The sequence below is a fragment of the Paenibacillus medicaginis genome (genome assembly GCF_042138635.1).
Taxonomy (GTDB): Bacteria; Bacillota; Bacilli; order Paenibacillales; family Paenibacillaceae; genus Paenibacillus; species Paenibacillus medicaginis.
The window spans coordinates 48,311-72,651 of the sequence record NZ_JBHIRY010000010.1; the positions used below are offsets into that span (position 1 = coordinate 48,311).

Here is a 24,341-nt window from a genome sequence, read left to right on the forward strand (position 1 = left end):
AGTGCAGGAGGGAGAACAACCGCTGCACTCGCTTTTTTCGTATAATGCCAATTTATAATTACCTCAGAAAACATAACTATGTTGGTTTTTGGAAATATGATTACCACATTTTTAAATATATTTCAATATCAATGCGAAAATAGTAAAATACGAAATTTTGTAATTGACCTGTGGAAAATTATACTATAAAATTGGAGTAAATGGTTCGAAGTGGAGGGAATACATTGGATGATTTACACTTAGATGATCTGAGAATTGACTCCTTAGTAGACTTACTTAAAGCATCGTACACGTTAGAGGATTACGAACACATGATTGAAATAGCTGATAAACTTCTTCTATCGGCAGAGAGAGTATACTCTAGGCAAAAACAATCAATAGATTCAGGGAAACGATACGTTTATTTAGATGGAAAGAGGCACATCGTCTACTATTTCGGATTCAGTCAGATGGCGAAAGGTATTGCTTTACAGAAAAAGGAACTGTACAATGAGTCATTGATTTGTATAAAAAACTATGCTGATCTGTCTTGGTTGGACGATGGGAGCAAAGATGCTGCCGAAGAAATAGCAGCCTTTAAAACGTTTGCGGAAGCCAATACATACAGCGTGAATTTACTTGCAGGGAGGCAGGAATATCTCCATCAGTATGTACAATTTCTCAAAGCATCCAGAATTGAAGAGTTGTTGCCCGGTATGATAACAATACTCAACTCAGCCATTCAGCATGGTTTTGCTGTCGATTTTGTACTGAACGATTCCGAGGGGGCTATTGAAGAAGCGATTGAGGCTTGTAGTAAAGACAGCAAAGAAGTAGTGTATGTGACAAAGTTCTACTACACCCTATCAGAATATCATTTGAAAATGAAACATTATCAAATTGCCTTACATTATATCCTACTTACTTTAGCAGTGTCTGATAAATTTAAAAATGTGGCAGTCTTTAAAAAATGCGTGGTTTTGTTTGAGCACCATCGTATTCATGCGGACCAAGATCAGCAGAACACTTATGCAAAATTCATGAACGAAATTTGGGAAAGGGAGATCAAAAATGAGAAAAGTATTTCTAACGATGATGCTTACAATAGGGTTAATTAGTCTTTTTGGGGTTCCTGTGAGTGCAAACGATTATTATACAACAACTGAGCATGGGATGGGACACTAGACAGTAATTTTTACAACTATCAGTAAATCCACACCTAAACCATCAAAGACCGTCCTAGAAGGGCGGTCTTTGATCTAATATTCAACTTCATTTCGTAGTGAATAATACCAAAATTTCCTATTAAATCCTTTTGCAAGCTCTGGAAGCATCTGATAACTATAAAGAAATAAGTGAATATAAAGTAAGTATCTCTGTGAAGGATATCATCGCCGTATGCTCCTATGGTGGAACAAAGTAAGAAGTGTTACCTGATGCGTTATATATTGAGAGTAAGGGAAAGACATCGAAGCCCCCTTTAACGCAATAGGGAGCCAATACCTTTGTCGCATTAGCCCCCATTTACATCTACTTCAGAGTAAAGAGTGTTATTTCGGTAACACAGCCTTCATCGGATAGAACTCGGCAGTCATCAATCCTGCAATAATGGCGGGGTCTTCTGCGATGAGTTGTGAGACTTGCTCTGCGTTCTCAACTTCAATGATTGCAACCCCATGCGGCGATTTCGGATTTAATACGGGTCCGAAAACTAAAGCAATCCCCTGATTCAGCAAGTCCGTCCAATAGGCGATATGTTGGTGCATAATGTTGCGTTCTTCTTCGGTCATATCGGACATATTCTGAGAAAAAGCCGTTATAGGGGTTGTAGACCTTAACATGAAGTGCATTTTACCCGGATTGTTGCTTGCTGTAGTATCAGACATTACAAAAAACCTCCAGTACCTTAAATTTGTATTTCTACTTACATGTGCAATGATAACGTATAGAGTGCACTTGATAGCAATAGCGTTCGAACCAATGTTATAATAAAAATATGGAAAACAAATTTTCGAGTAAACAAGTTTCTGAAATGACGGGATTAAGCGTCCATACATTGCGATACTATGAACAAATCGGGTTAATTGACGGTATAGAACGGGACGAAAATGGATATCGTCAGTATTCAAAATCCGATATCGTATGGTTTCAAGTTTTAAGTTATATTCGAGCGATGGGGATGCCCATTCGGGAGATGCAGCATTATACCGCCTTGCGCAGTAGTGAAGTCTCTACAATAACAGCACGACGAGAATTCATGGAAGCTTACCGCAGGAAAGTTATCGATCAAATGAATGAGCTTGAAAAGACGCTGGAGAAAATCGATCAGAAAATCAATTTTTTTAAAAATCTAGAGGACTCAGATAAACTACAACAGGGCAAATAATACAGCATTCAACGTGTTAAGAACGTTAGCAATAAAAGCCACTTTAATTGGCGGTTCCGAATTCACCGTCGATTAAAGTGGCTGATGACAATGTGTCTTGTGTTGACACTGGTTCAATTATTTTGATTTTTTGTTCCCCAATCACACAACTGTTCCAAAATGGGTAATAGTGTTTCCGCTTTCTCAGTAAGACTGTACTCGACTTTAGGGGGAACCTGAGGATACTCTTTCCGATTCACCATACCATCTGCTTCCAATTCTTTTAGCTGTGAACTCAATGTTTTAAAAGTAATGGCTCCTATTTGTCTTTTCATATCATTAAAGCGAACAGGCTGCTTTTCGGCCAGCAGGTAAAGAATAAGCATTTTCCATTTACCCCCAATCACAGACAATGTGTAACCAAAAGGGGTCTCTTGAATATTCCCTTCACCTTTATAATCAGCCATGCTCATATTTACACTATCCTTTCGGGTAGTACCTTTCAAAAAAGTGCGTACTACATTTTTATTTGTGGTCAGTTTATACTAACCTTACATTGAAGTAAAGGAGAGAATAAATTGGCTAATATCAAAACCTACAATCACGATCTTTGGGATCACGGCATCTCCCAGGGTTACAGCGTTAATGGCACCATCTACATTTCAGGACAATTTTCCCACGATACGCAGGGCGCGTTAGTTGGTGAGGGCGATATCGAGGCACAGGCCCGGCAGACGCTGGAAAATCTCGATCGCGTGCTGGCGGAATTTGGTGTTACGAAGTCGAACCTCGCTTATGTGGAGCTCTATCTGACAAACCCGCAAGAGCATTCCGAGCCAGTCATCCAGATGTTCAAGGAATACATCGGACAACACCGGCCAGCGGGCAGTCTTATTGGTGTCACATACCTGGCGTTCCCTGAGCAACTGGTGGAAGTCAGCGCTGTTGCACACACGGACTGACGCGGCCGCTACGGCAGTTCAGAGCCAGGCGGTTGCGCTATGAGAAAGCGCAGCCGCTATTGGTGCGGAGCGAAAGGGTGGATCAGTTTCTTACAAATGTCAGAGAACAAAATATTGTCGCTTAAGAAGCCGCCTGCATGGCGGCTTTTCCTGCTCTCCTTATTGAGCAGTAGCGAACTTGCGGGAGGTTTCCCGATATGCTGTAGGAGACATGCCTCTTTTAGCTGTAAATTGTTTTATGAAGTAAGTGTCATACTCAAATCCGGTAGCACGTGCAATTTCATTCAAGCTCATGTCCGTATGAGTCAGTAAATTCCCCGCAACTTTCAAGCGGTGCAACAGTAAGTAGCCCATTGCTGTGCATCCGCATCTTTCCTGAAACATCTTATTTAGAGAGACGCGATTCAAGTGCGCGCATTTCGTTAAATCTTCCAAGGTGATCTTGTCGGAATAGTTTGTGTGTATATATTCCAGAACTGCATCAACAGGGGATTGTTCGCTGTGGCGGTTCAAATCCTCAAGCACCCCCAATATTTGTATGAGGTATTTTTTTATTCTGCATGCCCAGAGTGCATCGCTTTGTGCATACACTTCTGTGCCAAGCACAAAAAACCACTCAAATAATTGTGGGTATGCCTTCTCGCTAATACGAGGTATTCCGGTTCGTGCAGGAGATTTATGAAACAGTGAAAGACCTGTTTGTATTTTCAGATTGGTCGGAAAGTAATCTTGTGTTTCAGAAAGGGGGGTCGAATCAAGAAAATCCGGATGAAAACAAAATGATGATGCCGAAGCGTTATGCTTATCTAAAACTTGTATCGTATCCTCTGCAGACAAACAAAGGATAGCGGGTGCTGAAATGGTGACCGGGCGTTCATTCAATAGCCCTTTTATACTTCCATTCGTAACAAAAACCAGAGTCAAGCGCTCCGGGTAAGGAAAATGTGTAAAATCCTCAGCTGCTACAAATTCAATATTTACAGTTCTGTTTTTATGGCGGTCAATTTGCGGCATGGTTCTCACCTGACAGATAGTATAGTTAAATGCTTCACTTATGACAGTGTATCACAAAAGTTCAAGGGATATAATTTGAATGAAGACAAAGAAAGGTGGTTACGATGATGGCAATTAATATCGCAATAAATGGTTTTGGCAGAATTGGCAGACTCGCTTTTCGACAGCTTTTTGGTACGGAAGGATATAGAGTTGCAGCCATCAATGACCTTACAAGTCCGGAGATGCTTGCGCATCTGCTGAAACACGACACAACGCAGGGACGTTATGACGCCAAGATTGATTATAGCGAGAACAGCTTGACCGTGAACGGCGTGGATATTCCGATCTATGCCGAAAAAGACCCCGGAAGGCTCCCGTGGAAAGAACTGCAAATTGATGTTGTTCTGGAGTGCACAGGCTTTTTCGCATCAAAAAAAGCGTCAGCGGCACATATTGAAGCTGGCGCCAAAAAGGTACTGATATCCACTACCGCCGGAAAAGATGTTCCCACCATCGTTTTCGGTATTAATGAACACACGTTGACTAAGGACGATACCATTGTTTCGGCTGCTTCCTGCACAACGAACTGCCTTGCGCCAATGGCCTATTTCTTGAACGAGCTTGCACCGCTCAAAAAGGGCTTTATGACCACGATACACGCCTACACAAACGACCAGAATACCCTGGATGGCCCCCACGCCAAAGGCGACTTGCGCCGGGCGCGCTCTGCGGCGGGCAACATCATCCCAACCTCAACCGGGGCAGCAAAGGCAATCGGGCTCGTGATCCCGTACCTGGATGGCAAGCTGGATGGAACATCGCAAAGGGTGCCGGTTATGGCAGGCTCACTGACAGAATTGACCGCAGTTGTGGGCGGCTCCGTGACAGCGGAGCAGGTCAACAAGAAGATGGAGCAATCCCAATCGGATGAATACGGATATACAGATGAACTGCTTGTTTCGTCTGATATCATCGGCATGACTTACGGCAGCCTGTTTGACGCAACACAGACGAAGGTAACAGAGTTAGGGACAGATACACTGGTGAAAATCGCCGCGTGGTATGATAACGAAAACTCCTTCACCAGCCAGATGATACGTACCGCAAAATACCTTGCAAAATTATGATGTTTACTGAGCTGGAGGATAAGAGCATAAGAAGTCGCCAAATTGGCGGCTTTTTGCTTTTACGATAGTGTTCTTGCCCAATACAGCGAAGTAGCAAAGTTAATTATGGCTATATAAATTGGATATACAATCGAAATAAACAATATTACTAGCCCTACCCCTCCGAGAGGTTGTTCTTGTGGATTGGTAATTGGATAAAGAGATGCGTGATTTTATCGGCTCGGCTCGTGCGGTTCGGCGGCTCTCTGACTGCATTTGTCTTGAACACGGATTATCTGTCATTTCCAATCCAAAGCTCCATAGCAAGGGAAAATTCAAGCATTATGGTGAGTGGCTTGGCGGCAATAAGCCGCAGACTTTTCAGGAAAAATTAAAGGCGTAGATTGATGCTTGCCTTGCAAAGAAACCGCCGGATATGGACGCTTTTTTTACAGGCCATGGCGGCGGCTGGTTATGAGGTCAAACATGGGCGCGGCGGTTCAATCTGCTTCCGCGCAAAAGGACAGGAACGGCCCAAGATCAATCTGATTGTGGATATTGAATCCCGCATGCGTCAATACACTTGCCCTGCTTGCCGGTTTGTGAAGCTCCCCAGATTCCAAGTATCTATTTACATCTCTACTTCCATGGTAATCTTTGTTACATAGTCCTCTTTGCTCCTTGCAGTATCTTCACCTATCAGATATTCTTCATAAGCAAAGCTCCCCATTTGAAGGTGGTTTCTCTCTAAAAAGGCAAGCATTCTTTCATATGCTTCTCCCATGCTACCATATCCCCCTCGATGGTAACCAACAGCGTATAATCCTTTTGGTTTTATTCGGGTATTCGGACGATCTTGCTTGTTGGTTATTTTTACAAAAAAGTAAGAACTATCATTATAATTGCCACTTAGGATTTTTTCCTTTGCCTGCATTATGCCAGCAAAAGAGGTTCCCTGTGACGACATGTTGGCTTCAAAATTATAAAAAGCCCACAGCCATTTCCAATAGTCATTTGAGCTGTCTTCGGTAAATAAACCGCTACAAATAATGGCTTCTTCTTCTTGTTCTTCTAATATAATTCTATCAATATCAGCCTGCATTCCTTGGTTCGTAAGATTGATATATTCTTCCAGAATTTGTTTAATATAATTCAACTGTTCAATTTCTCTATCGACCTCTATAATTTTCTGCTTTGATAGATTAACAATTAGCTCTGGTGTTCTTATATCCAGATAGGCTTTTATCTCTTTAAGAGGCATATTTAATTCTTTTAAGCTGGCAATGGTATAAAATACTTTTATTTGATGGTATGAATAATAACGATACCCTTTTTCATCTGTGATAGAAGGCTGGAACAGTCCAATGTCATCATAATAAAAGAGGGTTTTTTTATTAACTCCACAAATCTTGGCAAATTCTCCTGTCTTAAAGTAAGTTTTTTGGATTGTACTCATTTTCAATCTCCTTTCTACTATCCAGTTACAGTATACTAAATAATGCGTTATAACAAATATATAAAAGATAAATTTTAGCTGTATTAAAAGGGTTTAATAGTCATTCTCTTTTTTTGAGCTTTCCTATTGACTATCCAGCTACAGAATACTTTATCTTATAATTATTAATTTGAGTCAAGAATGCAGATTGATTTCTGTGATTTCGTTGTTATAAACAACACATTGGTTCATTGAATTATGAGGAGAGTTTTTATGCAAAAAAATTGGAAAAAGAATGCTGGGATTTTTATCGCAAGTCAAGCGATATCCCTTTTTGGTTCATCTCTTGTGCAGTTTGCTATTACATGGTATGTCACCCTCAAAACACAATCAGGCATTTATGCCACGTTGACTATTATCTGCGGATTTTTGCCGACCTTTCTCCTATCCCCATTTGCAGGGGTATGGGCTGATCGGTATGATCGCAAGAAGCTAATCATGCTGTCTGATGGTGGTATTGCAACATGTACCTTGGTGCTGGCAATCCTGTTTCTCACGGGGCATGACTCTATCTGGTTATTGTTTGTTGCATCGGTTATTCGTGCGTTAGGAGCAGCGATACAAACTCCTAGCGTGAATGCACTACTACCGGATATTATACCGAATGAACATCTGACCAGAATTGGTGGTATTAACAGTTCAATTCAATCTTTGATTACGCTACTGTCACCTATGGCCAGCGGCGCATTAATGGGATTCGCCAGCATTGAAAGTATATTCTTTATTGATGTGATAACCGCTGCCATAGCAATAATTTCTATGCTGGTCTTTTTTAAGCTACCTAAACAGGAAAAGAAAGTGGACATGGCGAAAGCACCGGACTACATGGGTGACTTGAAAGAAGGTCTTTCCTATATTTTTAGGAACAGATACCTGCGCAACGTTTTTGTGTTCTTTGCTGCTTTTGATTTTTTAGCTGCACCGATGGAACTGTTAACCCCTCTCCAAATCACTAGAACCTTTGGTAGCGATGTTTGGCGACTCACCGCAATCGAAATGACCTACTCGGTTGGTGTGCTGGCTGGTGGGATTGTTATAGCAGTCTGGGGAGGACTGAAAAACAAAGTCCATACCATGGCGTTGGCAGGGCTTATCATGGGTATAACGACCATCGGTATAGGATTACCGATTAATTTCGGCTTATACCTTCTATTTATGGTTTTATGTGGTGTGTCGGCAAATATCTTCTACACACCTGCTGTAGTGCTGTTGCAGGAAAAGGTTGAACCGGAATATCGGGGTAGAGTGTTTGGCATAATAACTATGATGACCAGTAGCCTGACTCCCTTAGGAATGCTCCTGTATGGTCCGCTCGCTGATGTGGTTTCAATTGAATGGCTTTTGCTGGCAACCGGAGCTTTGGTGCTGATTATGACTTGCGCACTCCGGCTCAATAAGGCGTTGCTGAAAGCCGGAGAAAGCGGGACTACCTTTCAAAAGGAAGGATCGGAATGTGCCTAAAAATAACCCGTCGGCAACAATTTTAACGAAATAACGGGAATGATAGTTGAACATTGTAAATGAGAGAGCCCTCATATTCTGATGGCTCTCCTTATTAACTTGCTGGCTCTATTTCATTAACATCATGGCTCTCACTAATTAACCAAGTGGCGCTGCCGCAACGAAATATTCAAGAGATACTAAAAGGGCGTGATAACCTTTTTAAATTGCGGCGGCTTTGAGATAGGAGACTATCATGTACCCGATGTTGCTTTTTGATGTCTGTGAGGGGCCGTCACCTTACTGTGATGGCTGGATGTAGCAAAAAAATTCCTCCTGTATAACCTCAAAAAATCAAGTAAATATTCGGACGATCAGTGCGCCCATTTTTCATTCGACACCTTTCGGGAACTATCCCTAAGTGGTGTTTTTTTATATCCTTTTTCGACTATTTACGAGCAGATCAAAACGTTAAATCGGACGGCTGAGATCCGATTACGGGAACGTAGCGATGGTTGGGGATGGGGTCAATGATGCCCCGGCGCTGGCTGCATCCACGGTTGGCATCGCCATGGGCGGAGCCGGTACAGACACGGCGCTGGAAACAGCAGACGTGGCTTTGATGGGTGACGATCTAAGAAAACTGCCTTTCGCGATAAAACTAAGCCGAAGTGCACTCCGCATCATCAAACAAAATATCACTTTTGCACTTGCAATTAAGTTGATTGCTTTGCTGCTCGTTATTCCGGGTTGGCTCACGCTATGGATTGCCATCCTTTCTGATATGGGCGCAACGCTCCTGGTTGCATTAAACAGTTTACGACTCATGCGCATGAAAGAATGAAAAGTAAAGGGCTGCTACGAAGTATAATGAGCAGCCCCATTTTTCTGTTAATACGCAACTGCGGATGGTATCAGCTAAGCTGGTATTACCCCTCGTTAGATGCTTCAGGCCGTTCATCTGCATCCCGGCGGGCAGTTCACGCTGGGTCGAGCGGCAGAGCGGAGTACGGATGGACCGGGATGCGCATTGGCGGCTCGGCGAGGAGATCGATGATCTCGTCACGGAGTTCGTCGGCAAGGGCGCTGGTTTCGTAGCTTTCCTTTGCCTCGATGGACCGGAATACCTCGACGTTCCAGAGCACATCCGGGTCGTCGTCCTCACGAAGGATGATGAACCGGTCGGACGCGCCAGACTTTTCCATGCCGATGGTAGCCAGTTCGAACAGCTTGTCGCCGTTTCCGGGCTTGGCGCGCATCTTGATGATGTACGCGGGTTGGTTTTGAAGTGCCATGTTTTTCTCCTTTCAAATTCTCTTTAAACTCAGAGAAATTAGCATTTGCATGACCACATCGGTATATGCATGCGGATAACGATGAAAAAGCAACAGCCTTCGATTTCGGAGCTCTTTACAACAATAACTTTGTTTTTTTATCATTGGAGAGGGGAAACTGGTTAACGGATGTATGGGACACAGCCCCTTATTCTTATACAATGAAGGGAACAGTAATATCAAGCTGTTGATGAGATTTTCGACTTTAAAAGTCAATAACTGCAATGATATTCTATTCGGCAGAGGCCATCCGACCACGGATGGCCTAAGTTTTTTAGGTTATAAGACCCTGAATATATAGTTCCTTGGTCATGTTTAGAAATTGTCTAGGGTCATATGGTACTATTAAAATAAAAATTGAGAGAAGCATGGAGTGAGATTGTAAGTGAAAAAGAATTATTTCGAAGAGATGCACAAACTTGACCATGACGATGACATGAGATACCGGCTTCTGATTCGGGGAGTCAAGCTGTTGTTGGAAGAGCGTAAGCGGGAACGTCCTAAACTAAAGCAAATTCTTGATTCACGCAAAAGAAAAAAGGTCCAGCAAGCCGCGAAGTGGACTTGAAAAGAATTATATGCACTTTATTAGAATGGTCTTATACAAGGAAAACAAAGCAAAATTCAACTGCCGTACATATACCCCTAATGTGAGCGCCACTGACAAATCAAGGCTGTCAGTGGCGCTTTTATTGATAAAAGTCATTTAAAATGGCTAATTTACACGACACCAAATGGTGTCCTATAATCAAATCGTCACTAAATGGAGCCCAGTTCAAGATCGGGTGGCTTTCTACAGCAAGTACTGAAGTACGAACCATAGGAAGGAGTTAAGTATGAGCGGGGCTAATCAGGAATATATCATCATCTCGGGTGCAAGGGAAAACAATCTTAAGAACGTATCCTTACGCATCCCCAAGCGGAAGATCACGATCTTTACCGGGGTATCCGGATCCGGCAAGTCATCGATCGTCTTCGATACGATCGCCACTGAATCCCAGCGTTTGCTGAATGAAAACTTCAGCACATTCGTCCGCACCTTTCTGCCACGTTTACCGCAGCCGGATGCAGACGCGATCGAGAACCTGAGCATGGCTGTCATCGTGGATCAGAAGCGGCTGGGCGGCGGTTCCCATTCCACGATGGGCACGATTACCGATATCTCACCCATTCTCCGCCTTCTCTTCTCTCGAGTGGGTCAGCCCTATGTTGGAGGAGTGAACATGTTCTCGTTCAATGATCCGCAAGGTATGTGCCCCGAATGCAACGGGATCGGCCGCAGTCTGTGTGTCATCATGAGCAAAGCGGTGGACATGTCCAAGTCGCTTAATGAAGGGGCGATTATGCTGCCAGGATATTCGGTAGACAGCTGGGAATGGAATATGCTTCTACAGTCGGGAGACTTCGATCCCGACAAGAAGCTGAGCGATTATTCGGCTGGGGAATTGGAACAGCTGTTATACGCCAAGGCAAGGAAAGTGAAGATGGATTTCGCCGGGAAGGCAACGAATATTACCGTGGAAGGCGTCATTGAGAAGTTCACCAATAAATACATCAAGCAGGATGTGAAGACGAAGTCCGAGCGTACACAAAAAACGGTTGCGCCGTTCATCTCCGAGGGTCCCTGCTCCAGCTGTCATGGCGCCAGACTCAGTCAGGCAGCGCTGGGCTGCAGGATCAACGAACTTAACATTGCGGAGCTGTCCTCCATGGAGGTCGGCCAGCTCATTCGCTTCATTCGGGAGATTGACGATTCTGTCGCCGTGCCAATCGTCAAGTCTCTGACGGAGCGGCTGCAGCATCTGGTGGATATCGGACTTGACTACTTGACACTGGACCGCGAGACAGATACATTGTCCGGCGGCGAGTCGCAGCGTGTCAAGATGGTGAAGCACCTGAGCGGAAGTCTGGTGGATGTTACTTATATTTTTGATGAGCCCAGCGTTGGTTTGCATCCCCGTGATGTACACCGGCTGAATGAGCTGCTGCAGAAGCTGCGCGACAAGGGTAATACCGTGATTGTCGTCGAGCATGATCCCGATGTGATCAAGGTTGCGGATCATATCGTCGATGTCGGGCCACACGCTGGCAGCCACGGCGGGTCCATTGTGTACGAAGGAAACTACGAAGGTCTGCTGAAGGCCAACACGCTGACAGGCACCTATATGAAGCAGCCGCTCCAGTTGAAGCATGATTGCAGACAGCCATCCGGCAAGCTGTCCATCAAGGATGCCACATTGCACAACCTGCGCAATGTGAGCGTAGATATTCCAACCGGAGTGCTGACTGTCGTTACGGGTGTCGCCGGTTCGGGCAAGAGTACGCTGATTAACGAAGTATTTCTCAGACAGCATCCGGATGCGATCGTCATCGATCAATCGGCGATAGGCGTGTCAACACGCTCGAATCCTGCAACCTATACTGGCATTATGGATGATGTGCGCAAGGCGTTTGCTTCCGCGAACAAAGTCGACCAGGGCCTGTTCAGCTTCAATTCCAAGGGGGCTTGCGAGAACTGCCAAGGGCTGGGTGTAGTGTATATTGACCTCGCATATCTCGACAGCGTGAAGCTGCCATGCGAAGTATGTGAAGGCAGACGGTACAAGGAAGAGGTGCTCGCGTACAAGCTGAACGGCAAGTCCATTGCAGAAGTGCTGGAGATGACGGTGGAGCAGGCATTGGATTTTTTTGAGCTTAAAGAGGTCGTGCGCAAGCTGCAGGCGATGAGTGATGTGGGGCTGAATTATATTACGCTCGGCCAGCCGCTCAGCACACTCTCGGGCGGGGAATGCCAGCGCATCAAGCTGGCAAGCGAACTGCATAAGAAGGGCAGCATCTACGTGATGGACGAGCCGACAACCGGACTGCATATGTCGGATATCGGTCACCTTCTGGAAATCATGAACCGCCTTGTGGATGCCGGCAATACGGTGATCGTCATTGAGCACAACCTCGAGGTAATCAGCCAGGCAGATTGGATCATCGATATGGGACCGGACGGAGGCAGCAAGGGCGGCCTGGTAGTGTTCGAGGGCACACCTGCACAGATCATCCATGCGGAGCAGTCAATCACGGGTAGATATTTAAAATAATAATATAAAACAGATCACTCAGGTGGTATCTATATGCCCCCAAGTGATCTGTTTTTACAAGTTGGGTTTAAAAACTACCATGACCTATTTATCCGCCAGATTCATCTCTGCGCACATGAGGATGAAGGCGCCTGCTCCGTGCAGGTCGTTTTCGCTGGTTGGACGGGCGATATAGTGGGCGTAGTCGCCGATTCCCGTGCCGATGCAAATGTTGCCAATCACGACGTTGCCGTTCTCGTCGAACTGCAGCGTATCGATGACGCCCTGGTAGCCTTTCCAGGCATAATCCATGTATTTGGCGTCCAGATAGCCGAACCGGACAGCCTTGGCAATGGCATGCACATACAGCGCCGTGCAGGAGTTTTCATGCCAATTATCCGGGCGGTCGCCTTTGTCTACGACTTGATACCATAATCCGGTGGCAGGATCCTGATACTTTGTCAGAGCGATAAGCAGATCCTGTACAATGGTTACGAGCTTTGCTTTATCCGGATGATCCTCTGGCATGTATTCGAACATTTCAAGCAAGGCGACGGGATACCAGCCGATGGCACGGCCCCAGAACTCCGGTGCAAGGCCCGTAACGGGGTCGGCCCATTTGGCCTGCCTGGTTTCATCCCAGCCGTGGTACAGCAAACCTGTGACAGGGTCCTTCGTATGCTTCTCCATGAGCAGCGCCTGGAAGGCCATCATGTCAAAATAATCGCTCTCGTCAAATGTTTTGGCGAACTGCACAGCGATCGGTCCGGCCATATATAAGCCATCCAGCCACATTTGGTTCGGATAATGTCCCTTGTGCCAGAATCCGCCGGATGGATTCGTTGGCCAGGATTTCAGCAAGGGCACCAGCGTGTGCAGCGCTTTTTTGTACCGCTCGTCTCCTGTCTGCTCGTAGAGAGTGAAGAGAAGCACGCCGGGCTGTATGTCGTCAAGTTCGTCGGACATAAACTTTTTGATGCTGCCGTCCTCAAGAATCTGGCTGTCCACCCACCCTTTCATGTAGTCGTACAGCTTTTGTTCTCCGGTCTGCCGCCAGCATTTCTCCATGCCTGACAGGAAGACGCCTTGATGGTAGTGGAACCGGTCTGGCGGAAGATTTTCCGGCTCGAATTTATTCATTAATGCTTCGCAGGCTTTTAGCGCCCATTGAATCGGGGTCATAAGGGATGAAGCGGTTTGCATGCGTATCCTTCCTCCTTGGTTATTTGTACTCCTATTCTAGCACCGGAATATGTACATGTTTTGCGGAATGTCTCCTTTTCTTCTTATTTCTTGCGGTATAATAAACAACAGATACGGAAGGGGAGGGGAGCGGCTTGGGAGATCTATATTTCGAAAATAATACAGGCACATTCCAGGTATCCCACCGGAAAGCGTTAAGCCACCATATGCCGGTGAGCCATTTTCACAGTACCTACGAAATCTATTATCTGATGTCCGGCAAGCGGGAAATTTTTATTCAAGACCGGACAATTACCATTAGCGAAGGCGATGTCGTCATTATCGCTCCCAATATTCTGCACCGTACGACCAATGCGGAGCGGCCGAAGCATGAGCGGCTCATTATCAATATGCATGAACGTTTTTTTTCACCGGATGGTTCTCATAAGGAAGCGCTTCAGCCTTTGTTGGAACGGGATTACCTGATTATGAACGGTTCCTTGCGCACTAGGCAGCCGATCGAAGCTCTTTCCAGAGCGATGATTCAAGAGATGCAGGAACGCGGAAAGGGCTTCGAATTGTTTGCCCAGACGCTTGCCGTGCAGCTGCTCATCCTGTGCTGTAGACACTTCCGGCAGCATGATGCAGAGCCGCTGGCATCGCCCAGTCCCATGCACGAACGAGTATCGGAGATCGTCCGCTACATTAACGAGCATTACATGGAAGAACTATCGCTTCATTTACTGGCGGACAGGTTTTATATCAGTCCTTATTATTTGAGCCGATCCTTCAAGGAGGCGACAGGCTTCGCGTTTGTAGAGTATATGAACAGCGTGCGGATCAAGGAAGCCAAGAAGCTACTGGAGAGCTCTTCCATGAAGGTGAACCTGATCGCAAGCAAGGTGGGCTTCGGAAGCGTGACGCATTTCGGCCGGGTGTTCAAGGCGGTCACGGGCCATGCGCCACTGCATTATAGAAGGAAAAGGGAGACGCGGAGAATATAAAAATAAAATGCTGCTTGATATTCCGGTGCCGGGACTCTATGGGCCCTCGGTCAATGAGGATGTAATACTCTGTATAAAATCGGATATTTCAACCATAATATAACAAATTGGTTTGTTTCCAAACGTACGGAGGAGCAGATGAATGTGAAAAGTAAATGGTTGCCGGCATTGCTGTTAACCTTGGCGCTTGTTGTTAGCATGATACCAGCAGGATCCGTGCAAGCGAAGGCAGGCGCGGAAAAGGATTTGGCTTGTCTAAGCCCCAAAATGGTGCAGCTGCAGGGCGATATGCGGAAAGCTTGGATCGACCATACGATATGGACAAGAAGTTATATTGTCAGCGCCATATCGAATCTCCCAGATCAGAAGGACGTATTGGACCGGCTTTTGCGGAACCAACAGGACATAGGCAATATAATCAAACCTTATTACGGGGAAGCCGCCGGCAATAAGCTGGCTGATCTTCTGAGAGAGCATATTCTAATCGCAGGGAAAATTGTAGCGGCGGCCAAAGCGGGCAATCAGACGGATGTGAAAAAGCTAGAGGCGGATTGGCATAGAAATGCTGACGATATCGCCAAATTTTTAAGCACAGCGAATCCGAACTGGCAGTTTAAAGTGCTGCAGGATATGCTGTATACACACCTTCAGTTGATTACGGAAATCGTCCTTGACTGTCTCAAAGGAGATTGGAAAGCAGATATTGCAGCAACCGACAGAAACGAGATCCATATGATTCATTTAGCGGATATCCTGACAGAAGGCATTGTCAAACAATTCCCCGGAAAATTTTAAACAGAACGCGATAGGTGCTGCAAAGCAGTTTAAGCTTTTTATAATCGCCCGAAAGGGTGACTATGAAAAGCTTTTTTATTGGTGTTCAGATTATGCGGAAAACAAAAAAAGCTTGGCATATAAGCCAAGGCACAAAAAAACATTTGAACACAAAAAAGCGCTATGTTATAATCGGTAGCGCGATTGAAAATCATGTCAAGAACGGTATATTAATTACTTTTCCTAACTTTATTTTATACCAGTGACCGCTGATTTGTCAATGCCCTTTTTTGCAGACTAGATTGAAAAGGAGTGTGTCTAGAAAACATGGAGGAGAAGGAATGGCGGACAGAGCAAGAACGGCTGGATCAGGTCAGGGAAAAGCTGAAAGCAAGGATTGACGAGTTGGAACCGGAGATTACCGGGCTGCACGATCAGGCTGCTGAGATTCGCAGGCGGTTCTGGGAAGAAGTTACGGTTAACACGAGCACGGACGAAGAATTTGAGGAAACATTTTATACAATCAAACAACAGGCTGCCGTGTTATCCGAACGGGAGCGTGGCCACCGGCTTCTGACGCAACAATGGAAGAGCTTAAATCGGCTGTTGCCATCTCCGTATTTCGGACGCATCGACTTTCTGGAGGATGGCCAGAACCTGAGCGAGCAGATTTATATCGGCGTATCTTCCTTCGTCGCTGAAGATGGATTGAGCTTCCTGGTGTATGATTGGCGCACTCCCATAGCAAGTCTCTACTACGATCATTCCCCCGGTACAGCCTCTTACGTCACGCCGGGCGGGCGGATCACGGGTACGATGGAACTGAAACGGCAGTATCAGATTCACGATGGACAAATCCGTAATATGTTTGACGCGAACGTAACAATTGGCGATGAGCTGCTCCAACAAATGCTGGCCAAAGGCGCGGACTCGCAAATGAAGAGTATCGTATCCACCATCCAGAAGGAGCAAAATGCCATCATCCGCAACGATCATAGCCGGCTGCTTATCGTGCAGGGGGCGGCTGGCAGCGGGAAGACCTCCGCAGCCTTGCAGCGTGTAGCGTATTTGCTGTACAAAAACCGCGATTCGCTTAAGGCTGACCAGATCGTTCTTTTCTCACCGAATCCGATATTTAACAGTTATGTATCCTCCGTCCTTCCGGAGCTCGGCGAGGAGAACATGCAGCAGACGACTTTACAGGAGTATCTTGAATATTGGCTTGGTTCATCCTTAGGTCTGGAGGATGCCTTCGATCAGATCGAATATGTGCTGACCGCACAATCAGCTCCACATTATGAGGCTCGCCTGCAAGGGATGAAGTACAAGGCGTCCGAGGCTTTTTCGAAAACCCTGCAAAACTATGCCTTGTGGCTGGGGCAGGCAGGCATGCTTTTCAACGGCATTCGCTTTCGGGACCGTGATCTGATCACCGCGGAGCAAATGAGATTGCAATTTTACAGCTATGACCCCTCCTTGCGCTTGGCCAATCGTGTTGAACTGCTGCAGAAATGGCTTCTGAAGGAGCTGGCACAACTGGAACGCAAAGAGCGCATGGCGTCCTGGGTAGAGGAGGAGCTCCAATATCTCGACAACGAGCAATATGCGGAAGTTTTCGGTGAGCTGCACAAGGACAGGGAGGTCTTTGACATTGCCGAGCATTACGCCGCAGTTTACGAGAAAATAAGCAATAAGCGCCGGGGAGATGAAGGTGACTTTGACTTCACCGAGCGCGAGGAAGATTTGCTCAGCCATAGGATCGTGAAGATGGGCTTCAAACCGTTAAGGCAAAGTGTGAGGAAATTTGCGTTTATCGATGTCCAGGGCCTGTACGCCCAATTATTTGACGATGAAGCTGCTTATCTGGAGAAGACGAATGAGATCGAAATCCCTGTTCTATGGCCTGAAATCTGCAAGCAAACGAAAGAAAAGCTGGATCGGCTCGAATTATTTTATGAGGATGTGACTCCGTATTTGTATTTAAAAGAACTGATCGAAGGTGTCCGCACGAACACGGAGATTCGGCATGTCTTCGTCGATGAGGGGCAGGATTATTCGCCGTTCCAATATGAGTATCTCAAAAAACTGTTTCCCCGTGCCCGCATGACGGTGCTCGGCGATTTCGGGCAGGCGATCTTTATGCAGGCTACCAACCTGCAGGAGTCTGATTCGCCGCTGTTTCAGCTTTATGGTGAAGCCGAAACAAGCTTGATCCTCCTTGTGCGCAGTTATCGTTCAACTCGGGAGATTGTGGAATTCACGAAGGCACTGCTCTCTGATGGGGCGGAAATCGTCCCCTTTGCAAGGAGCGGGCCGAAACCTTTTCTAGTCACGTTAGAAGGCGGAGAGAAGCGTGATGAGCGAATGTTGGAGGACATTGCGGCACTTAAAGCCGAAGGCTTCGACTCTATTGCCGTCATTACGAAGACAGCGGCCGAAAGCCGCGTTGCCTTTGAATCATTACGGATGCAAGAAGGCGAAGCATTACAGCTCATTACGAAGGAGACGGTCGCCTTTGAGAAAGGAGTAATGATCATTCCCGTATATCTTGCCAAGGGCATTGAGTTTGATGCCGTTCTGATTTATGAGGCTTCCCCTCAAGCTTACGGCCGCGACAATGAACGCAAGCTTCTGTATACGGCGTGTACGCGGGCCATGCACCGGCTGCATCTTTACACGACAGGTGATTGGTCGCCGTTTGTGCAGGCATTGTCTGCAAATTTATACGAGAAAGCGCCATATTGACAGATCAAGGGGATGTCGGCCGCGATAAGCTGCTGTACATTAGCCAGCAAACATGTTTCTTCTCAATTTAATGGTTAGGAGAGATGTTGAATGAGTTCTTTGGTGCTCGGTTTTCAGGAAATGGAGCAAACGCAGCAGCTGCTTGTTGGTGGAAAAGGGTTAAATTTAGGAGAATTATCAAAAATTCAAGGAATCCAGGTACCAGAAGGGTTCTGTGTTACAACCGAAGGATATCAAAAAGCCATTGAACAAAACGAAACGTTTCAAGCATTGTTGCAGCAACTAACCATGCTCAAAGCAGAAGAGCGGGATCAAATTGCTGAAATCAGCAGCAAGATTCGACAAACTGTTATGGAAGTAGAAATCCCTTCGGATGTAGTGAAAGCAGTCACTCACTATCTCTCCCGCTTTGGCGAGGAACATGCTTATGCTGTGCGTTCCAGTGCGACTGCTGAAGATTTGCCACATGCCTCTTTTGCCGGCCAACAAGACACCTATTTAAATATTATCGGCGTTGATGCCATCCTGCAGCATATCAGCAAATGCTGGGCTTCTCTATTTACGGACCGTGCCGTCATCTACCGTATGCAAAATGAATTTGACCACAGCCAGGTTTATTTATCTGTTATCGTGCAAAGGATGGTTTTCCCGCAGGCTTCAGGGATTATGTTTACCGCTGATCCGATGACTTCCAATCGAAAGCTGCTGTCCATCGACGCTGGTTTTGGACTTGGAGAAGCATTGGTCTCCGGCCTGGTATCTGCCGATGGTTATAAAGTACAGGATGGACAAATCGTCGAGAAGAGAATCGCAGCCAAAAAATTGGCGATCTACGGCCGAAAAGAAGGCGGGACCGAGACAAAACAGATTGATCCTGAGCAGCAAAATACGCAAACTCTTACTGATCAGCAAATTTTACAACTGGCAGACATCGGAAGACAGATTGAAGCGTATTTCGGCCAGCCGCAAGATATCGAATGGTGTTTGGCTGAGGATACATTTTATATTGTCCAGAGCCGGCCTATCACGACGTTATACCCCATCCCTGAAGCAAATGATCAGGAAAATCATGTTTACTTATCTGTCGGCCACCAGCAAATGATGACCGATGCCATGAAACCATTAGGATTGTCTTTTTTTCTGTCAACAACTCTTGCACCTATGCATACAGCCGGCGGAAGATTGTTTGTCGATATCACATCTCGCCTGGCTTCGCCTGCCGGTAGAGAAGCTTTATTAAATATGGGGCAATTCGATCCGCTCTTTGAAGACGCACTTATGACCATAATCGAGCGAGATTTTATTAAATTGTTACCAAATGATGAAAAAGAACCTGCTAATAGCAATAAAGCTATGCCGCCTGCAGGTGCTCGAACACAAATTGATAGCGATCCGGCCATCGTTTCTGATTTGATTAAGCGCAATCAAGCCTCGATCGAAGAGTTAAAGCAAAACATCCAAACCAAATCTGGAGCGGATTTATTTGATTTTATTGTGGACGATATTCAGCAGCAATTAAAAAAAATTTTATTTGACCCGCAAAGCTCGGCTGTGTTTATGGCTGCGATGGATGCTTCAGCATGGATCAACGAAAACATGAACAAGTGGTTAGGTGAAAAAAACGCGGCAGATACGCTTTCTCAATCCGTACCTAACAATATTACTTCGGAAATGGGTCTGGCGCTCCTGGATGTCGCGGATGTGATTCGTCCTTACCCGGAAGTCATTGAATATTTGCAGCATGTACAAGGTGATAGCTTTTTGGATGAGCTGCTTAAGTTGACTGGCGGGCAGGAAACCCGAGACGCGATCTATGCTTATCTGGACAAATACGGAATGCGCTGTGCCGGAGAAATCGATATAACCAGAACTCGTTGGAGCGAAAAACCAATTACCCTTGTCCCGATGATTCTGGGTAATATCAAAAACTTTACGCCTAATGCCAGCCAGCGGAAATTCGAGCAAGGGCGACAGGAAGCATTAAACAAAGAACAAGAAATATTGGAGCGATTAAAGCAATTACCGGATGGTGAACAAAAAGCCGCAGAAACCAAACGAATGATCGATCTCGTCCGGAATTTCATCGGTTATCGGGAATATCCAAAATACGGCATGGTGAATCGTTATTTCGTGTATAAGCAGGCTTTGCTGAAAGAAGCACAACAACTCGTACAAGCGGGCGTTATTCACGAACAAGAAGATGTATATTATCTCACTTTTGCAGAATTTCACGAGGTTGTACGCAGCAATAAACTGGATTACCAGCTCATCAGCCAACGAAAAGACGAGTACAAACGATATGAGAAACTGACTCCGCCACGTATGCTCACGTCTGATGGTGAAATTATTTCAGGCAAGTACAAACGAGAAAATCTCCCGGATGGGGCTATTGCAGGTCTGGCTGTTTCTTCCGGAATGATCGAGGGGCGCGCACGTGTCATTTTAGACATGAAAGATGCTGATCTGGAAGATGGGGATATATTGGTCACCTCCTTTACGGACCCTAGCTGGACACCCTTGTTTGTATCCATCAAAGGTCTCGTCACCGAAGTTGGCGGACTGATGACCCATGGAGCCGTGATCGCACGTGAATATGGCTTGCCGGCCGTTGTTGGCGTGGAGAATGCTACCAAACTGATCCGAGACGGGCAACGAATTCGCGTGCATGGAACAGAAGGCTATATTGAAATATTGTAATCGGAACAACAGATTTCAATTGAGTAATACTTAACTTATAATGGATAAAAGGTTAGTTCCGCCGAAACACCAGAAGGAGGTTGAACAACGTGTCAAATCCGGATGAGAAAAAAGTCCAAACCTATCAGGATTGGCTGACATGGGATGGAACATGGGAGTTAATTAATGGCCAGGCATATAATATGACACCAGCTCCAACCTCATTGCATCAGTTTATTGTTGGAGAGCTTCATTTTGCACTACGGACATTTTTTCAGAATCGTAATTGCTTTGTGTTCGTGGCTCCTTTTGATGTGTTTTTCAGCGAAGGTGAAGATTATAAGTCGCCTGATCATGTCACTCAGCCTGACCTCTCGGTTGTATGCTCGAAGGATCAAATATCTAAAAATGGCTGTCTGGGGGCTCCAACGGTAATTATAGAGGTGCTATCCCCATCAACCGCACTGAAAGATTTTAATGAGAAGTTCAATTTATATCAGAAGCACGGAGTACAAGAATATTGGATTGTCGATCCAGGAAACCGGACGGTTCATGTATATTCTCTGCAGGATGGCAGCTACCAAATACGTAATCTGTATACGGAGCAAGAGATAGTCCAATCTATCGTTTTTAAAGATCTGCAAGTGCCTATGAACAGACTGTTTAGTCTGGAATAATTGAAACAATACACCGATAAGATGCGACTCGACAGTTATGTGCTTTGAAATTAGGCACCTGAGCAAACAAGGCTCTGCCTTCGTGTTGCCCAGGTGCTTGCTGATTTGATACGAAGTGAATAAAGAGGCTTATCCGAAAGAAATACTAAATAAACCTATCTTTTACTGACTATGCTAAATACTATAGAAACGGAGAAGCCGACGATGGATTTTCTAATGATTGTTTTGTTAGTCATGGTTGGATTACTGGTATCCAATATTGTGAGTCACTATGTACCAGCCATTCCTACTGCTTTAACGCAGATCGCTTTAGGGATCATCCTTACACTAATACCAGGCCATTATTCATTCGAAATTGACGCAGAGTGGTTTTTGTTATTATTTGTCGCACCCATTTTGTATAATGATGGCCGCCTCTTTCCGCAAAAGGAATTGTGGGGAATGAGAACTCTCATATTGGGGAATGCATTTTTCCTGGTCATTTTGACAACAATAGGCTGCGGTTACGTCATTCATTTTCTAATCCCCAGCATTCCGCTTGCAGCCGCATTTGCTCTGGGAGCAATTCTGTCACCTACAGATCCTGTTGCAGTTACCGGTATTGCCAAGAGAATTAAAATACCGGAAAAAGTTATGGTTTTGGTCAAAGGAGAATCCCTGATCAATGATGCTTCAGGACTGGTCGCTTTCAAATTCGCCATCGCTGCGGTGGTAACCGGCGTTTTTTCCTTGAAAGATGCTGCGTTAAACTTTTCCTATGTTTTTGTAGTCGGAGCCATTTTGGGGCTTATCCTTGGCTTAGTTGTAACCTCGCTTCGCTTCAGATTGCGCAAAGCAGGAATACATGACGTCACATTCCATACGCTGCTGCAAATTTTGACTCCATTTGGCATTTATATGGTTACAGAACATTTTTTCCATGCTTCAGGTGTCATTGCTGTAGTAATCGCAGGTATTATTCACTCCACCGTGAAACAATTCACGGAGACGTTTATTGCGGAAGAGCAAGTTCTTACTGAAAATACATGGTCCATGCTGTTATTTATCTTGAATGGTTTCGTTTTCTTTTTATTGGGCATGAACATTCCGTCTTCCATGATGGATATCTTTTCGCAACCGGATATAAACGGATGGTTGGCTTTTGGCTATGTTGCTGCGATCGGGGGGACCATTCTTGTAACACGATTGGTCTGGTCCATAATCACCTCGCTGCTTACGTATAACGTGGCTAACAAAAGACAAGGAGAAAAACCACAAATAAAGACGGATCTGATCACGACCTTAACCGGGGTTCGTGGTGCTGTTACCATGGCCGGAGTGCTTACGATTCCTGTCTCCATTGCCAATGGGGACGTGTTTCCTGAACGTTCGTTAATCATTTTCCTTGCTGCCGGGGTCATTTTGCTGCTTTTAATTCTGGCTACTGTTTTTCTCCCTATACTCAGCAGAAGCGAGGAGGACCATGATCAGGCAGACGAGTTGGAACTGGGAGCAGCCAAAACCAAGCTTTTACTTGTCGCCCTACGAAAAATCAAAGAAGAAATGAATGATCAGAATAAACCGGCTGCACTCAAACTGATGCAGGAATATATACTCAGTTTTGAACAAAACTTCTCAGGACACAATGTTAATGATAAATATGTGACGCGATTTAACGATAACCTTGATGAAATTCGAAAGCTGGCTATTGATATTCAGAGGAATTATGTCTCCACGCTTTTAGACAACCATAAAATTGATGTGCTGGTTCATGATCGGTTAGTCCAATTTTATGATATGCAGGAAGCGGCATTCGAGTATAGTCTGCGTTCCGGAGCCAAATTAATGACCAAAAGAATCAGGCATACTGCTGTTCGTTTCACTCGAATTTTCCGGAAATGGGATTTTCCCAATCAAGATACATGGCGTGAGGTCAAAACTGTGCAAATGGAAGCGATTCAGGCTGCTATTACAGGCCTTGAGGCACATGCAAAATCATTGCAGCAGCCGGAGTACGTGTATGCTGTTATGCTGGAATATGAAAGTATGCTCATGAGATTCAAACGTGTAAACGAACATCAGGATGATCTATATGTTAGCTTCAAGGAAGAACTAAGGCTCAAAGTAATTGATGCAGAACGACTGGCCATACGCACGATGTATGAAACGGGAGAAATCAATAAAGAACAGGAAAAAGAATTAAGAAGAAGCTCCAATTTCATTGAAAGTATTCTCTTGTTTGAGCATATTGAATAGGAGAAAAGCTTTGTCCATTCCGGGCAAGCCTGTGGAGGAAAAACCATAGTAAGTTAAGGCCGGGGAGAAGAATCCCCGGTCTTTTTCAAACTGCTCAGGATACCTTCTAATAAAATTAGGATTAAGATATCTGGTATTGCGGATTTTCGTGAATTCATTGACAATATAATAGAGGCACTCTCGCGCCGGCGAGAGTGCTTTTTTTAGATTTTACTGGGCACTGCGGGCAAATTTGCAGCACAAGCAGGTCAATAGAGCAAATATAGCGTAGTTTTTGGGTCGGGAAATCTGCTATACTGC

Annotated in this window: 20 protein-coding genes and 1 pseudogene; 15 read left to right on the forward strand and 6 right to left on the reverse strand. The window is 45.3% G+C overall.

The window, feature by feature from the left end; all coding sequences use genetic code 11:
* Nucleotides 1-224: 224 nt before the first annotated feature.
* The gene (locus ACE5LO_RS12385) at nucleotides 225-1,097 is read left to right on the forward strand and encodes a hypothetical protein (protein ID WP_375520337.1); all 873 of its coding nucleotides are present in this window, start codon (nucleotides 225-227) and stop codon (nucleotides 1,095-1,097) included.
* A gap of 432 nt (nucleotides 1,098-1,529) precedes the next feature.
* Here ACE5LO_RS12385 and ACE5LO_RS12390 read toward each other — a convergent pair whose 3' ends face one another.
* A complete protein-coding gene (locus ACE5LO_RS12390) occupies nucleotides 1,530-1,865 on the reverse strand; it encodes a YciI family protein (RefSeq protein WP_375520338.1) in 336 nt (111 codons plus the stop codon).
* A gap of 110 nt (nucleotides 1,866-1,975) precedes the next feature.
* Here ACE5LO_RS12390 and ACE5LO_RS12395 point away from each other — a divergent pair, with 110 nt between their 5' ends.
* Nucleotides 1,976-2,365 (forward strand): MerR family transcriptional regulator, encoded by a 390-nt coding sequence (locus ACE5LO_RS12395; protein ID WP_375353102.1) that lies wholly within the window; start codon nucleotides 1,976-1,978, stop codon nucleotides 2,363-2,365.
* 113 nt (nucleotides 2,366-2,478) lie between these two features.
* Here ACE5LO_RS12395 and ACE5LO_RS12400 read toward each other — a convergent pair whose 3' ends face one another.
* A complete protein-coding gene (locus ACE5LO_RS12400) occupies nucleotides 2,479-2,817 on the reverse strand; it encodes a winged helix-turn-helix transcriptional regulator (protein ID WP_375353100.1) in 339 nt (112 codons plus the stop codon).
* Between the two features lie 105 nt (nucleotides 2,818-2,922).
* Here ACE5LO_RS12400 and ACE5LO_RS12405 point away from each other — a divergent pair, with 105 nt between their 5' ends.
* Nucleotides 2,923-3,306 carry a RidA family protein gene (locus ACE5LO_RS12405; RefSeq protein ID WP_375520339.1) on the forward strand — a complete coding sequence of 128 codons (384 nt, stop codon included), beginning with the start codon at nucleotides 2,923-2,925 and terminating at the stop codon, nucleotides 3,304-3,306.
* 159 nt (nucleotides 3,307-3,465) lie between these two features.
* Here ACE5LO_RS12405 and ACE5LO_RS12410 read toward each other — a convergent pair whose 3' ends face one another.
* Complete coding sequence (locus tag ACE5LO_RS12410; protein WP_375520340.1) at nucleotides 3,466-4,320, reverse strand: helix-turn-helix domain-containing protein; 855 nt, start codon at nucleotides 4,318-4,320, stop codon at nucleotides 3,466-3,468.
* 107 nt (nucleotides 4,321-4,427) lie between these two features.
* On the opposite strand from ACE5LO_RS12410, the gene gap reads away from it, so the two are divergent.
* A complete protein-coding gene (gene gap / locus ACE5LO_RS12415; RefSeq protein ID WP_375520424.1) occupies nucleotides 4,428-5,429 on the forward strand; it encodes a type I glyceraldehyde-3-phosphate dehydrogenase in 1,002 nt (333 codons plus the stop codon).
* A 190-nt stretch (nucleotides 5,430-5,619) separates the two neighbouring features.
* The gene (locus tag ACE5LO_RS12420) at nucleotides 5,620-5,811 is read left to right on the forward strand and encodes a hypothetical protein (RefSeq protein WP_375520341.1); all 192 of its coding nucleotides are present in this window, start codon (nucleotides 5,620-5,622) and stop codon (nucleotides 5,809-5,811) included.
* A 228-nt stretch (nucleotides 5,812-6,039) separates the two neighbouring features.
* Here ACE5LO_RS12420 and ACE5LO_RS12425 read toward each other — a convergent pair whose 3' ends face one another.
* Nucleotides 6,040-6,864, reverse strand: coding sequence for a MerR family transcriptional regulator (locus ACE5LO_RS12425; protein WP_375520342.1), 825 nt, complete (start codon nucleotides 6,862-6,864; stop codon nucleotides 6,040-6,042).
* A 252-nt stretch (nucleotides 6,865-7,116) separates the two neighbouring features.
* Here ACE5LO_RS12425 and ACE5LO_RS12430 point away from each other — a divergent pair, with 252 nt between their 5' ends.
* Nucleotides 7,117-8,364 carry an MFS transporter gene (locus ACE5LO_RS12430; protein ID WP_375520343.1) on the forward strand — a complete coding sequence of 416 codons (1,248 nt, stop codon included), beginning with the start codon at nucleotides 7,117-7,119 and terminating at the stop codon, nucleotides 8,362-8,364.
* Nucleotides 8,365-8,833: 469 nt separating this feature from the next.
* Nucleotides 8,834-9,187, forward strand: a pseudogene (locus ACE5LO_RS12435) (HAD-IC family P-type ATPase); the annotation flags it as partial.
* Nucleotides 9,188-9,323: 136 nt separating this feature from the next.
* Here the strand turns inward: ACE5LO_RS12435 and ACE5LO_RS12440 are convergent.
* Nucleotides 9,324-9,638 (reverse strand): putative quinol monooxygenase, encoded by a 315-nt coding sequence (locus ACE5LO_RS12440; protein ID WP_375520344.1) that lies wholly within the window; start codon nucleotides 9,636-9,638, stop codon nucleotides 9,324-9,326.
* Between the two features lie 424 nt (nucleotides 9,639-10,062).
* Here ACE5LO_RS12440 and ACE5LO_RS12445 point away from each other — a divergent pair, with 424 nt between their 5' ends.
* Entirely contained in the window at nucleotides 10,063-10,245 is a 183-nt protein-coding gene (locus ACE5LO_RS12445; RefSeq protein ID WP_375520345.1) for a hypothetical protein, read from the forward strand.
* A 268-nt stretch (nucleotides 10,246-10,513) separates the two neighbouring features.
* Nucleotides 10,514-12,769 (forward strand): ATP-binding cassette domain-containing protein, encoded by a 2,256-nt coding sequence (locus tag ACE5LO_RS12450; protein ID WP_375520346.1) that lies wholly within the window; start codon nucleotides 10,514-10,516, stop codon nucleotides 12,767-12,769.
* 84 nt (nucleotides 12,770-12,853) lie between these two features.
* Here the strand turns inward: ACE5LO_RS12450 and ACE5LO_RS12455 are convergent, their stop codons facing one another.
* Nucleotides 12,854-13,951, reverse strand: a complete 1,098-nt coding sequence (locus tag ACE5LO_RS12455) for a glycoside hydrolase family 88/105 protein (RefSeq protein WP_375520347.1) — start codon at nucleotides 13,949-13,951, stop codon at nucleotides 12,854-12,856.
* Between the two features lie 134 nt (nucleotides 13,952-14,085).
* Here ACE5LO_RS12455 and ACE5LO_RS12460 point away from each other — a divergent pair, with 134 nt between their 5' ends.
* The 6 genes from ACE5LO_RS12460 (at nucleotide 14,086) to ACE5LO_RS12485 (ending at nucleotide 24,041) form a co-directional block, all read left to right on the forward strand.
* On the forward strand, nucleotides 14,086-14,934 hold the full coding sequence (locus ACE5LO_RS12460; protein ID WP_375520348.1) for a helix-turn-helix domain-containing protein: 849 nt from the start codon (nucleotides 14,086-14,088) through the stop codon (nucleotides 14,932-14,934).
* A 144-nt stretch (nucleotides 14,935-15,078) separates the two neighbouring features.
* Entirely contained in the window at nucleotides 15,079-15,729 is a 651-nt protein-coding gene (locus tag ACE5LO_RS12465; RefSeq protein ID WP_375520349.1) for a glycosyltransferase, read from the forward strand.
* 306 nt (nucleotides 15,730-16,035) lie between these two features.
* The gene (gene helD, locus ACE5LO_RS12470) at nucleotides 16,036-18,453 is read left to right on the forward strand and encodes an RNA polymerase recycling motor HelD (RefSeq protein WP_375520350.1); all 2,418 of its coding nucleotides are present in this window, start codon (nucleotides 16,036-16,038) and stop codon (nucleotides 18,451-18,453) included.
* A gap of 90 nt (nucleotides 18,454-18,543) precedes the next feature.
* Nucleotides 18,544-21,150, forward strand: coding sequence for a phosphoenolpyruvate synthase (gene ppsA / locus ACE5LO_RS12475; protein WP_375520351.1), 2,607 nt, complete (start codon nucleotides 18,544-18,546; stop codon nucleotides 21,148-21,150).
* Between the two features lie 89 nt (nucleotides 21,151-21,239).
* Complete coding sequence (locus ACE5LO_RS12480) at nucleotides 21,240-21,806, forward strand: Uma2 family endonuclease (RefSeq protein WP_375520352.1); 567 nt, start codon at nucleotides 21,240-21,242, stop codon at nucleotides 21,804-21,806.
* Nucleotides 21,807-22,010: 204 nt separating this feature from the next.
* On the forward strand, nucleotides 22,011-24,041 hold the full coding sequence (locus ACE5LO_RS12485) for a Na+/H+ antiporter (RefSeq protein WP_375520353.1): 2,031 nt from the start codon (nucleotides 22,011-22,013) through the stop codon (nucleotides 24,039-24,041).
* The last annotated feature ends 300 nt before the right edge of the window (nucleotides 24,042-24,341 follow it).